Annotated in this window: 11 protein-coding genes; all 11 read right to left on the bottom strand. The window is 69.7% G+C overall.

Annotated elements, in window-relative coordinates; all coding sequences use genetic code 11:
- Positions 1–180: 180 nt before the first annotated feature.
- The gene (locus B6N23_RS09095; RefSeq protein WP_305498002.1) at positions 181–1356 is read right to left on the bottom strand and encodes an acetyl-CoA C-acetyltransferase; all 1176 of its coding nucleotides are present in this window, start codon (positions 1354–1356) and stop codon (positions 181–183) included.
- Between the two features lie 226 nt (positions 1357–1582).
- A complete protein-coding gene (gene panD / locus B6N23_RS09090; RefSeq protein ID WP_110070032.1) occupies positions 1583–1963 on the bottom strand; it encodes an aspartate 1-decarboxylase in 381 nt (126 codons plus the stop codon).
- A gap of 28 nt (positions 1964–1991) precedes the next feature.
- Positions 1992–2840, bottom strand: coding sequence for a pantoate--beta-alanine ligase (gene panC, locus B6N23_RS09085; RefSeq protein WP_305497999.1), 849 nt, complete (start codon positions 2838–2840; stop codon positions 1992–1994).
- Between the two features lie 12 nt (positions 2841–2852).
- Positions 2853–3644 (bottom strand): 3-methyl-2-oxobutanoate hydroxymethyltransferase, encoded by a 792-nt coding sequence (gene panB / locus B6N23_RS09080; protein WP_305497997.1) that lies wholly within the window; start codon positions 3642–3644, stop codon positions 2853–2855.
- A 134-nt stretch (positions 3645–3778) separates the two neighbouring features.
- A complete protein-coding gene (gene folK / locus B6N23_RS09075; RefSeq protein WP_302140318.1) occupies positions 3779–4273 on the bottom strand; it encodes a 2-amino-4-hydroxy-6-hydroxymethyldihydropteridine diphosphokinase in 495 nt (164 codons plus the stop codon).
- Positions 4270–5676: a polynucleotide adenylyltransferase PcnB gene (pcnB, locus tag B6N23_RS09070; RefSeq protein ID WP_305497995.1), complete on the bottom strand. Its 1407-nt coding sequence runs from the start codon at positions 5674–5676 to the stop codon at positions 4270–4272. Before pcnB ends, folK begins: the two co-directional genes overlap by 4 nt.
- 897 nt (positions 5677–6573) lie before the next feature.
- Complete coding sequence (locus tag B6N23_RS09065; protein ID WP_169955863.1) at positions 6574–7980, bottom strand: sigma-54-dependent transcriptional regulator; 1407 nt, start codon at positions 7978–7980, stop codon at positions 6574–6576.
- Entirely contained in the window at positions 7977–10916 is a 2940-nt protein-coding gene (locus B6N23_RS09060) for an ATP-binding protein (RefSeq protein ID WP_305497992.1), read from the bottom strand. The genes B6N23_RS09065 and B6N23_RS09060 overlap by 4 nt, the downstream gene beginning before the upstream one ends.
- A gap of 98 nt (positions 10917–11014) precedes the next feature.
- Positions 11015–11191 carry a hypothetical protein gene (locus tag B6N23_RS09055; RefSeq protein WP_162899978.1) on the bottom strand — a complete coding sequence of 59 codons (177 nt, stop codon included), beginning with the start codon at positions 11189–11191 and terminating at the stop codon, positions 11015–11017.
- Between the two features lie 9 nt (positions 11192–11200).
- Entirely contained in the window at positions 11201–12097 is an 897-nt protein-coding gene (gene gluQRS, locus B6N23_RS09050) for a tRNA glutamyl-Q(34) synthetase GluQRS (protein WP_305497987.1), read from the bottom strand.
- An 84-nt stretch (positions 12098–12181) separates the two neighbouring features.
- Positions 12182–12619: an RNA polymerase-binding protein DksA gene (dksA, locus tag B6N23_RS09045; protein WP_119022744.1), complete on the bottom strand. Its 438-nt coding sequence runs from the start codon at positions 12617–12619 to the stop codon at positions 12182–12184.
- Positions 12620–12752 lie beyond the last annotated feature (133 nt).

Below are 12752 nucleotides of genomic sequence, written 5' to 3'. Positions count from 1 at the left end.
GCAACGAAAACCGCCCCCGCAGCCATGCTGCGGGGGCGGTTTCTTTTTGGTCCGCGGCTTGTCCGGCGACAGGTCTCGAGGGGGCGCTGTGAACCCGTCCTTGGGCGCTACCGACGCCATCCCTGGCGTAGGACCCCCTCTGCGACCTGCCTCCGGCGCCGCTCGTGCCGCAGTGTGCGCTTAGCGCTCGATGGCGAGCGCCACGCCTTGCCCACCGCCGATGCAGAGGGTGGCGAGGCCCTTCTTGGCGTCCCGAGCGATCATCTCGTGCAGCAGGGTGACCAGGATGCGGCAGCCGGAGGCACCGATGGGGTGGCCGATGGCGATGGCGCCGCCGTTGACGTTGACCTTGCTGACATCCCAGCCGAGCTCCTTGTTGACGGAGAGGGCCTGGGCGGCGAAGGCCTCGTTGGCCTCGACCAGGTCGAGGTCGTCCAGGCTCCAGCCGGCCTTCTCCAGGCAGCGACGGGTGGCCGGGGCCGGGCCGATGCCCATGATGGCCGGGTCGACGCCGGCGTTGGAGTAGGCGGCGATGCGCGCCAGGGGCGTAAGGCCCAGCGCCTTGGCCTTCTCGGCGGAGCAGAGCATCACCGCGGCGGCGCCGTCGTTGAGGGAGGAGGCGTTGCCGGCGGTGATGGTGCCGTCCTTCTTGAAGGCGGGACGCATGCCGCCGAGCTTCTCGGCGCTCACCTCGCGGGGGTTCTCGTCGGTGTCGAACACCACCGGGTCGCCCTTGCGCTGGGGGATCTCCACCGGGACGATCTGGCCCTTGAACTTGCCGTCGCGGATGGCCGCAGAGGCCTTCTGCTGGGAGGCGGCGGCGAACTCGTCCATCGCCTCGCGGGTGATGGCGTACTTCTCGGCCAGGTTCTCGGCGGTGATGCCCATGTGGTAGTTGTTGAAGGCGTCCCACAGGCCGTCATGGACCATGGTGTCCACGGCCTTCCAGTCACCCATGCGCTGGCCGTTGCGCGAGTTGGGCAGCACGTGGGGCGAGGCGGACATGTTCTCCTGGCCGCCGGCGATGATCAGCTCGGCGTCGCCGCAGCGGATCGCCTGGGCGGCGAGGTGCAGCGCCTTGAGGCCGGAGCCGCACACCTTGTTGATGGTCATGGCGGGGACGGCATCGGGCAGGCCGGCCTTGATGGCGGCCTGGCGGGCGGGGTTCTGGCCGACGCCTGCGGTGAGCACCTGGCCCATCAGCACCTCGTCCACCTGGTCGCCGGACACGCCGGTGGTGGCGAGCAGGTCCTTGATCACCAGGGCGCCCAGGTCGCTGGCGGGAATGCCGGCCAGGGAGCCGCCAAAGGCGCCGATGGCGGTACGACGTGCGGCAACGATCACCACTTCTTGCATGGGAGAGTTCTCCTGAATGGTAGACGACGGGCTTGCGGCCGTGCCGCTCAGCAACGGGGCAGGGCCGGGTCAGTCCAGCATAGGTGACTCTTGTGCGCCGCGGCAATGCTTCCATGGGCGCAGGGGGAGAAAGCGCGGAGCGAGGAGGGGGGGGGACGCCGGTGAATGGCGTCCGGGGACGGGCGGGGCGGCCGGCGTGGTTGCCGGCCGCGGCCCTGGGGCATGATCAGGCCATCTGTACCGGGATGGCGTGGCTGGTATGGCTGACCGTGTTGCCTTCCTGCAGGTAGACCAGCGCCGGCTGGTGGTTCTCGAGCTCCGCTTCGCTGTAGTGGGCGTAGCTGCAGATGATCACGCGATCACCGGGGCCGGCCAGGTGGGCGGCGGCGCCGTTGATGGAGATCACCCGGGAGCCCTCCTCGGCGCGAATGGCGTAAGTGGTGAAGCGCTGCCCGTTCTCGACGTTGTAGATCTGGATCTGCTCATTCTCGCGGATGCCGGACATGTCGAGGAGCTCGCCGTCGATGGCGCAGGAGCCCTCGTAGTTGAGCACGGCGTGGGTAACGCGGGCCATGTGCAGCTTGGCCTTGAGCATGATGGTGAACATGGACGTGGGGTCCTCCGGGTAGGCTGCCTCAGCGCGGCAGGGTCAGGGTCAGGTTGTCGATCAGGCGCGTGGCGCCAAGCCGGGCGGCCGCCAGCAGCACGGCCTCGCGGGTGGTGGGCGTGACGGGGCCCAGGTCGGCGGCGCGCAGCTCGAGATAGTCCGGCGCGAAGCCGGCCTGCTGCAGGCGGGCATACCCACGCGCCAGGGTCGGCCCGGTCGCCTCGCCGGCCTCCAGGGCCTCGCGCAGCTCGCCCAGGGTCTGATAGAGCCGTGGGGCCACCGCGCGCTGCTCGGCGCTCAGGTAGCCGTTGCGCGAAGAGAGCGCGAGGCCGTCCTCGGCGCGCACGATGGGCACGCCGACGATCTCGATGGGGAAGTGCAGGTCGGCCACCATGCGGCGGATCACCGCCAGCTGCTGGTAGTCCTTCTCGCCGAAGCAGGCGAAGTCGGGCTGCACCAGGTTGAAGAGCATGCCGACGATGGTGGTGACGCCGTCGAAATGGCCGGGGCGCGAGCCACCGCACAGCCCCTCGGTGACCTCGGGGACCGCGATGCGGGTCTGCGCCTCCAGGGGGCGCGGGTAGACCGTGCTCACCTCCGGGGCAAACAGCAGATCGCAGCCGGCCGCCTCGAGCCCCGCCTGATCCGCCTCGAGGGTGCGCGGGTAGGCGTCGAGGTCCTCGTTCGGGCCGAACTGCATGGGGTTGACGAAGATCGTGGCGATCACCACGTCGGCACGCTCGCGGGCTGCGGCGACCAGCGCCAGGTGGCCGTCGTGCAGATTGCCCATGGTGGGCACCAGGGCGATGCGCTCGCCGCGACGGCGAACGTCCGCCAGCGCCTCGCGCAGGGCGGGGATCTCTCTGAGGGTGCGCATTGCGGGCTCCAGCTAGAAGCAGTGTTCCTCGGCGGGGAAGCGCCGGGCCTTGACGTCCTCGTGGTAGCGCCGGAAGGCGCCCTGGACGTTGTCGGCCTCGGCCATGAAGTTCTTGACGAAGCGCGGCTTGCGGCCGGCGGTGACGTCGTGCATGTCGTGCATCACCAGTATCTGGCCGTCGGTGTCGGGGCCGGCACCGATGCCGATCACCGGAACGTCGAGTGCCTCGGTGATGGCGCGACCGAGGCTCGCCGGCACGCACTCCAGCAGGATGACCGAGGCGCCGGCCTCGACCAGGGTGCGGGCGTCCTCGAGGATCTGGGTGGCGCGCTCGGCCTCGCGGCCCTGCACCTTGTAGCCGCCCAGCTGGTAGACCGTCTGCGGGGTGAGGCCCAGGTGGGCGCACACCGGCACGCCGCGGCGGGTCAGCTCGCGGATGCCCTCGGCCATCCACGCCTCACCCTCGACCTTGACCAGCTCGGCGCCGGCGCGCATCAGCTCGCCGGCATTCTCCAGCAGGCGCTCGGTGCTGGCATTGCCCATGAAGGGCAGGTCGACCATCAGCAGGCTCGCGCCCTTGCCGCGGGCCACGCAGCGGGTGTGGTAGCAGATCTCCTCGAGCGTCACCGGCAGGGTGCTGGCGTGCCCCTGCAGGACCATCCCTAAGGAGTCGCCGACCAGCAGCACCTCGATGCCGGCGTCGCTGGCGGCCCGGGCAAAGGAGGCGTCATAGGCGGTCAGGCAGCTGAATGACTCACCGGCGCGCTTGAAGGCCTGCAGCGTGCTGAGGGTGACGGTTTTCATGGCGTGCTCTCATCGTTGTGGCAGCAGGGGGCGCAAGGTGAGGGCGTCTCCTGCCGGTAACTGTGCTGAAAGTAACCTGCGATTGTTACCCGAACCGCCAGGGCGTGTCGATAGGTAACACTTCCCCGGCGAGATCAGGTCGGCGGTAACAGCGGTGTCAGGCCTTCGGCCGTCAGGGCGTCGGCCGCTGCCGCCAGGCGCTCGCCATTCGGCAGCACGAGCTGAGGCGCGAGTTCCAGCAGCGGCATCACCACGAAGGCGCGCTGCCTCAGTTCGGGATGGGGCACGACGAGACGTGGCAGGGCCAGCATGCTGTCATCGAACAGTAGCAGATCCAGGTCCAGGGTGCGGGGGCCCCAGCGGCGCGCACGGACCCGGCGGTGGCGCTGCTCAAGCGCCTGCAGCTGGTCGAGCAGCGCCAGCGGCGAGAGATGGGTCTCCAGCAGTGCCACGGCGTTGATGAAGTCGGGCTGATCCTGGGGGCCGAGCGGCCGGCTGGCATAGAGGCGGGAGGCGGCCAGGCGGCGGGTCAGCGGCAGGCGGTCGAGCTCCACGAGGGCCTGCTCGACGTGCCGGCGCGGATCGTCCAGGTTGCTGCCCAGGCCGATCCAGGCGCGGTGTGGGTTCATGCGTTGCCGCTGTCGCCGCCGTTTCCGCCGCGCGGGCCGCGACGGCGACGCTTGCGCTTGCGCGGGGCGCCGCTGCCGGCGGGGTTGGCGCCCACCTTGTCGAGCAGGCGGCGCTGCTCATGCTCGTCGGCCTGCTGGAAGGCGGTCCACCAGTCGCCGAGGCCGGGCTCGAGCTCTCCGGCGGCCTCGCGCAGCAGCAGCAGGTCGTAGGCGGCTCGGAAGCGGGGGTGCTCACGGGTCTGGTAGACGCGACGTCCGCGACGCAGCGGCAGGCGCTGCTGCAGGTCCCAGATGTCACGCATCGGCAGGCTGAAGCGCTTGGGGATCGAGATGTGCTGCAACTGGTGGGAGACCACCTGCTGGGAGGCTGCCTGCAGCGCCGGGATGGGGGGCAGCCCATTGGCCTCCTGCTCGGCCTGGCGCAGCACCACCGGACCCCAGAGCAGCGCGGCGAACAGGAACGCCGGGGTGACCGGGCGCTCCTCGGCGATGCGCCGGTCGGTGCTGGCCAGGGCGGCCTCCACCAGGGGCTCGGCCCAGGGCAGGGCGTCCATGGCCTCGGCGGCCGCCGGGAAGAGCATCTCGAACAGGCCATAGTCGCGCAGCAGCCGGAAGGTCTCCACGCCATGCCCGGACATGAACAGCTTGAGGATCTCGTCGAACAGCCGGGCCGGCGGAATCTGCAGCAGCAGCGGGGCGAGCTCGCGGATCGGTGCCTCGGTGGCGGCATCCAGGTGGAAGTCGAGCTTGGCGGCGAAGCGCACCGCCCGCAGCATGCGTACGGGATCCTCGCGGTAGCGCGTGGCCGGGTCGCCGATCAGGCGCAGGGTGCGCGCCTCGATGTCACGCACGCCATTGGCGAAATCGTGGATCGAGAAGTCGGCGATGCTGTAGTAGAGCGCATTGATGGTGAAGTCGCGGCGCAGGGCATCTTCCTGGATATTGCCCCAGACGTTGTCGCGCAGCAGCAACCCCTCGTCGGACTGCTGGGCGATATGGTCGCCATGGTCATCGCCGGGCTTGCCGCGGAAGGTGGTCACCTCGATCACTTCGCGGCCGAAGCGCACGTGCACGATGCGGAAGCGCCGCCCGATGATACGCGAGTTGCGAAACAGCTCCTTGACCTCTTCCGGCGTGGCGTCGGTGGCCACGTCGAAGTCCTTGGGCATGCGCCCAAGCAGCGAGTCGCGAATGCAGCCGCCCACCAGGTAGGCCTGGTAGCCGGCGTTGTGCAGTCGGTAGAGCAGTTTTAGGGCGGCATCGCTGAAGTGCTGGCGCGACACCGGGTGCTCCTGGCGGGGAATGACGCGCGGCTCGGGTGGGCCGGCGCTGCTGTCGGGGCCGAAGAGGGACTTCAGGCGTTCGCCCGGGCTCTGCAGGAAGCGGGTAAATCCTTTGAACATGCGTCGATATCGACTCGCAGTGCGAAAAAAAGGGTGCTAAAGCGTCCGAGTGTAGCCGACCCCCGGGACCTTGCATAGCATGGTGGCGGTGTGGCCCGGTGCCTGGCGCCCCACCGCGTCCGGCCAAATAGAAGGGGGAGGCCGGCTGGCCTCCCCCTCAAGTGGTCTTGCAGCGTCCTGCTGCTGGTTCTTCTTCGTGATGGCACATCGCCTTGAATACGCACCGCAGTCACCAAGGAGAAGAACAGGCTAGCTGTGTTGTTGTCCTTGTTGGCGCTCCTGGTGGTAACCGCCTCGTATTCAAAACAATAATCCAACCACGACGGCAGCTGATCTGCCTCCCCCCGCCTTGTTGGTGTTGTTGCCGGGGGTGCATCTTCGACGGCGATTGTTCTTGTTGTTGGCCGTACTGATGCGTCGCGTCCTGAGCTTCCGGTGCCTCGCGGGGCTTGTTGTTGTTGGCAAGCGAGGGGCCGGGCACGTTACCTGTTGTTCTTGTTGGCTAATCGTGCCTTGCAGCACTGGCCCGCGAACATTGTTGTTGTTGGCGGTGCGGGCCTCGTCACCCTGGGCTGCAGCGTTGTTCTTGTTGGGGCAGCCGGTGACTCCGGAACTTGTTTTTCTTGCCAAGGTATATAGCAGGCCGCGTGCCACCTGAATTTTATGCCATATCTATCAGTGGCCTAGGAGATTGCGCCTGTTGGCCTCTGCGGCCGGGGCGGGAAAGTGTTACCCCTTGGGCCCCATCGTGGGGCATCGGCTGTGTGGGACGGTAACAAATGGCGCAGGATGGGGTGTCAGGCCCCCTGCGACAGCGCCCGCGGCCTTGGCCGCGGGCGCTGTGTCGTTGGTCGCATAGACGATGGTCGCAGGGTGGCGCCTAGGGTGCCCGGGCGCTCAGTCGGTCTTGCGTCGCGGGCTCTTCTTGCGCGGGATGCCCAGGCGCTGGCGCCGCTCCCACAGGGATTTGCGGCTGATGCCGAGCTTCTGGGCCAGCTCCGTCTCGCTCATCTGGTCCTGGTGCTCCAGCACGAAGTGCTGGAAGTAGTCCTCGAGGGAGAGGTCGTCCTCGCCGCTGCCCTCGTCGTCGAGGCCGGCGGAGGCCTTGGCGGGCTCGGGCTCGGGAGCCGGGGGCTTGCGCGGTGCGGGGGACGCGGCGCTGGGCGGGGAGAGCCCCAGATCGTCCGGGTGGATCAGGTGGCCCTCGGCGAGGATCACCCCGCGCTCCAGGGCGTTCTCCAGCTCGCGGACGTTGCCGGGCCAGGGGTAGTCGTGGATCTCGCGGCGTGCGGCGCGGGAGAGGCGCAGCCCCTCGCGATCATGGCGGCGACACGCCTTCTCCAGCAGGGCATCGGCGATCAGCAGCACATCCTCCTCGCGGTCGCGCAGCGGCGGCAGGTCGATCTGCATCACGTTGAGGCGGTAGTAGAGGTCGAGTCGGAACTCGCCGGTCTTCGACAGGGCGCGCAGGTCGCGGTGGGTGGCGGCGATCAGGCGCACATCCACGTGGCGGGTCTCCACCGAGCCGATCTTGCGGATCTCGCCCTCCTGCAGCACCCGCAGCAGCCGGGCCTGGGCGTCCAGCGGCAGCTCGCCGATCTCGTCGAGGAAGAGGGTGCCGCCATCGGCGGCCTCGACCAGGCCGGTGCGCGAGGCGCTGGCGCCGGTGAAGGCGCCCTTCTCGTGGCCGAACAGCTCCGACTCGATCAGCGTCTCGGGGATCGCGGCGCAGTTCACGCAGATCAGGGCGGCATGGGCGCGCTTGCTCTGCTGATGCAGGGCGCGGGCCACCAGCTCCTTGCCGGTGCCGGACTCGCCCTGGATCAGCACGGTGACGTCGGCGGGTGCGGTCTTGCGGATGCGCGAGTAGACCAGCTGCATGGCGGGGCAGTTGCCGATCATCGGCTGGGCCTGGCCGCTGGGCTCGGTGATGTCCGGCGGCTCGGCGCGCCGCGAGGCCTGCAGGTGCAGCACCCGGGCCACGGTCTCGAGCAGCTCGTCGTGGTCGAAGGGCTTGGCCACGTAGTCCACCGCCCCCTGCTTCAGGGCATCCACCGCCGAGCGCATGCTGGCGTAGCTGGTCATGATCAGCACCGGCACCGGGGCGGCGCGATGGATCAGCTCGGTGCCCGGCTCGCCGGGCAGGCGCAGGTCGCTGATCACCAGGTCGAAGCGCTGCGGGTCCAGGGCCGTGGCCTCGTCCACCGAGCCGGCCTCCTCGACCCGGTAGTCGTGGCGCTCCAGCAGGCGGCGCAGGGCGCTGCGGATGATGGCTTCGTCTTCTACGATCAGGATCCGGCTCATCGCGGTGTCTCACCCTCCTGTGGGTTCAGCGGCAGCCAGAGGCTGATGCGGGTGCCGCGCTCGCCCCCCGGCGGCGGGGACTCGATCTCGATCTGGCCGTGATGCTCGGCGACGATGCTGTAGACCAGCGGCAGGCCCAGCCCCGTGCCCTGGCCGGGCGGCTTGGTGGTGGTGAAGGGCTCGAAGAGGTGGTCGCGCATCCGTTCGTCGATGCCGTGGCCCTCGTCGGTCACGGTCACCCTCAGCCCGGCCCCCTCGGGGGCCGCCTCGATGACGACCCGGTCGCCGGGGCCGCTGGCATCGCGGGCGTTGCCGAGCAGGTTGACCATCACCTGCAGCAGCCGCTGGGCGTCGCCCTGAACGTGGGGCTCGGCGGGGCAGTGGTTCTCGAAGCGGACATCGTCGCCCGAGCGGGCGAGGTGGATCAAGTGGATGGCCTCGTCGACGACCTCGGCCAGGGAGACCGGGGCAAAGGTCTGTCCGCCCAGGTGGCGCCCCCCGTGGGCGAAGCCCACCAGCGAGGAGACGATCCGCGAGACGCGGTCGGTGAGCTGCTGGATCTGCCCGGCGGTCTCGAGGACCTCGGGGTCCTCGGTGTCGTAGCGCAGGTTCTGGGCCAGCGAGGAGATGCCGGTGATGGGGTTGCCGATCTCGTGGGCCACCCCGGCGGCCAGCTGCCCGATGGAGGCGAGGCGAGCGGCGTGGACCAGTTCGTCCTCCAGCCACTTCATCTCGCTGTGGTCCTCCACCAGCACCACCATGCCGCCGGGCTCGCTGTCGTCGCCGGCGAGCTCGGCCTTGTGCAGGCTGAGGTAGCGGACGCCGCCCTCGAGGGTGACCGGCTGCTTGTAGAGGTGGCTGTGCGACTCGGCCAGGATGCGGCCGAGCAGCTCGCCCCAGGGCGCCGGCAGGCTGTCGCGGCGGGCGCCGATCACGCTGGCGCCGTCGATGCCGCTGAGGGTGGCCAGGGCGTCGTTCCACATCAGCAGCTCGCCGTCCTCGCCGAAGGCGCAGAGCCCCACCGGCAGGCGGGTCAGGGTGCGGCGGTGGTAGCGGCGCAGGCCGTCGAGCTCCCTGGCAAGGCCGGTGAGTCGCGAGCGGTAGGCCTCCAGGCGGCTCTCCACATAGTGGATGTCCTCGGTGGCGCCGGTGCTGCCCTGGCGATAGGGCAGGTAGCGGTCGACGATGTCCTGGGCCACCGAGGGGCCCATCAGGCCGGATAGGTTGGCCTGCAGGCGGTCGCGCAGCCGGCGCAGGGCGTAGGGGCGGCCGTCCAGGGGGGAGAGCCCCAGGTCGTCGAGTGCTCGGTCGACCTCGCGGCGAGCGACCTCGTCGCCCAGGGCGCGGGCCAGGCAGGCCTTGAACTCCTCGCCGTTGGCGGCGTCCAGCGGCAGGCGCTTGGGGCGGATCACCGCGTCCACCGAGCAGGCCTCGGCCGCCGCCCGCTCACCCTCGGAGGTGGGGGTGGGCAGGGAGACGAGGATGAAGACCAGGGCGTTGCTGGCCAGGGAGACCAGGGTGATCACGTACCACTCCGGCTCTCCGGCCAGGGCCTCGAGGCCGGGAGGAATGACCACCAGCGCGGGCAGGCCGGTGAGCAGCGGCCCCCACAGGCCGAGCAGCCATACCAGCAGGCCCACCACCAGCCCCGAGACCATGCCCTTGCGGTTGGCGCCGGGCCAGTAGAGCAGGGCCAGCAGCCCAGGCAGGCACTGGGCCATGCCGACGAAGGCGGCCAGCGCCAGGGTGGTGAGGTCGTGATGCACGCCCACGGTGCGATAGAAGAGCCAGCCGCCCAGCACCACGGCGCCCACCAGGGCGCGGCGCAGCCACAGCAGCCAGCGGTAGAGGTTCAGCTGGGCCTCGGGGGGGTGGGCCACCAGCAGCACGTGGTTGAGGATCATGCCGGCCAGGGCCAGGGCGATCAGCACCATGGTGGCGCTGGTGGCGGCAAGCCCCGCGATGAAGGCCAGCGACTGTATCCACAGCGACTCCGACAGCCCGAAGGCCAGATAGGCGGAGGGCAGGAGATCGCCGGCGCCGAGGCGCTGGCCCGCCCACAGTATCAGCGGCACCGGCAGCGCCATCAGCAGCAGGAAGAGCGGCAGCGCCCAGCTGGCCTGAAGCAGGGTGTGGCGGGAGTGGGTCTCGGTGAAGGTGATGTGGAAGATGTGCGGCATCAGCAGGGCCGCGGCGAAGAAGAGCAGCAGCAGGGTGCGCCAGTGGGCGGGGTCGGGCTGTATCACGTCGGCCTGGAAGGCCTGGCCGGGGCCGTCGAGCCAGGTCTGCAGGTCGGCGGGGCCGTCGAAGACCACGAACAGCGAGAAGGCGCCGAGGCCCAGCATGGCGACCACCTTGACCAGCGAGGAGAGGGCGATCACCGCCAGCAGGCTGTCATGGTGGCCATCCACGCGGCCCTGGCGGGCGCCGAACAGCATGGCGAACAGGGCGATCATGGCGCAGAAGGCCAGCGCCAGCAGCGACGGCGAGGCGGCGCCGGTCATCAGGAAGATGGCATCGCCCATGGTCTGCACCTGCAGGGCCAGCAGCGGCAGCACCGCCAGCAGGCTGATCAGGGTGATCAGGGTGCCCACCCAGCGCGAGCGAAAGCGGAAGGCGAACAGGTCGGAGAGCGAGGCGAGCTGGTAGGTGCGGGTCATGCGCTGGATCGGCACCAGCAGCACCGGAGCGAGCAGGAAGGCCCCGGCCACCCCCAGGTAGTAGGCCAGGTAGCCGTAGCCGGAGGTGGAGGCGAGCTCCAGGCTGCCGTAGATGGCCCAGGCGCTGGCGTAGACCCCGAGTGCCAGGGTGTAGACCAGCGGGTGGCGGGTGATCCGCGTGCCGATCAGCCCGCGCTCCACCGCCAGGGCGCAGAGGAAGAGCACCAGCAGGAAGCCGGTGCCCAGGGCGAACATCCCGGCCAGGCTAGCGTTCATCGAGCTTCCTCTTCTGCTCCAGCCACAGGGTCAGCGCGATCAGCCCCCCCCAGATGATGCTCGGGGAGCCGGTACCAGGCGAGCAACGCCGCGTCAGGCTAGCGTTCATCGAGCTTCCTCTTCTGCTCCAGCCACAGGGTCAGCGCGATCAGCACCCCCCAAATAATAAAGGGGCGATACCAGGCCACGCCGGGGCTGGCCCAGCCGCTCATCATCAGCGGCGAGAGCAGGTAGCCACCGAGCACCAGGAACAGCAGGATGCGATAGACGTACATGGGCGCCTCTCAGTCGGACCGGAGCGCATCGCGCGTTCGGTGTGGCTCGGGGCGGATGCGGGAGACCTCCCAGTGGGCGATGGCCCAGGCGAGCTGCTCCGCCACTGGCGCCCCGCGGAGCCCGGCGGGCGGGGCCTGGTCCAGGGCCACGAGGGCGGCATGCAGCAGGGGGCGCACCGCGCCGTCATCGGTGGGCAGGGCCGGGGCCAGGTTCTGCTTGGAGAGCTTCTGGCCCCCTTCGCCGATGATCAGCGGCAGGTGCAGGTAGCGCGGCGCGGGGTAGCCCAGGGCGTGCTGCAGCTGGCGCTGCCAGGGAGTGTTGTCGAGCAGGTCGAAGCCACGCACGACGTCGCTGATCCCCTGCCCGGCGTCGTCCACCACCACGGCGAGCTGGTAGGCCCAGAGGCCATCCTTGCGCTTGAGCACCACGTCGCCGAGCTCGGCCGGATCGAAGCGCTGCTCGCCGAAGAGGCGGTCCTGCCAGACCACCGGGCGCAGGCCCAGGTCGCTGCGCAGCCGCCAGGCCACTGGCCTGCCGGGCTCGCGCACGCCCTCGCGGCACCAGCCGGGGTAGACCGCATGCTCGCGCCACTGCTTGCGCGAGCAGCTGCAGGGGTAGGCCAGGCCGAGTGCGACCAGGCGGTCGAGGGCCGCCTGGTAGGCGTCGTCGCGGTCGTGCTGCCAGAGCACCGGGCCGTCCCAGTGCAGGCCGAAGGCCGTGAGCTGGCGCTGGATCTCGTCGGCGGCACCCGGCGGGCAGCGCGGCGGGTCGATGTCCTCGATGCGCAGCCACCACTCGCCGCCGGCGCGGCGGGCGTCCAGGAAGCTGGCCAGGGCGGCCACCAGCGAACCGAAGTGCAGCGGGCCCGACGGGGTCGGGGCGAAGCGGCCGCGGTAGTGGCTCATGGGCGGCTCCCGCCATCAGACGCGCGAACGGGCACCCAGGGGTGCCCGTTGCGAGGGTTCATGCAGGCCATCGGCATGCCTGGATCAGCCGCCCAGCTGCTTTTCCTTGAGCTCGGCCAGCGTCTTGCAGTCGACGCACAGGGTGGCCGTGGGGCGCGCCTCGAGGCGGCGGATGCCTATCTCGACGCCGCAGGCCTCGCAGAAGCCGTAGTCATCCTCGTCGATCTTGTCGAGGGTCTCGTTGATCTTCTTGAGCAGCTTGCGCTCGCGATCCCGGGTGCGCAGCTCCAGGCTGAAGCCCTCCTCCTGGGTAGCGCGGTCGGCCGGGTCGGCGTAGTTGTTCGCCTCTTCCTGCAGGTGACGCACGGTGCGGTCCACCTCTTCCATGAGCTCCTGCTTCCAGCCCAGCAGGATCTGGCGGAAGTGCTCCAGCTGCTGCTCGTTCATGTACTCTTCACCCGCCGCCGGCTCGTAGGGGGTGAACTTCTTGGGAGCTTCCGCTTTCTTGTCGGCTACTGGCATGGGACTGCCTCGTTACTTGAGTGACTGCTGATCAATACCTGCCTGGGTGCAAGGTATCTCACGCCAAAGGGATGCTTGTTTAGCGGAAAAACCGGGGGTTTGCAACCTCGCCCTCCCCACCGGCTGCGGCCTT

Origin of the sequence: Halomonas alkalicola, from assembly GCF_030704205.1 — a bacterium.
GTDB classification, from domain to species: domain Bacteria; phylum Pseudomonadota; class Gammaproteobacteria; order Pseudomonadales; family Halomonadaceae; genus Halomonas; species Halomonas alkalicola.
This window is presented reverse-complemented; position numbering and strand designations above follow the sequence as displayed.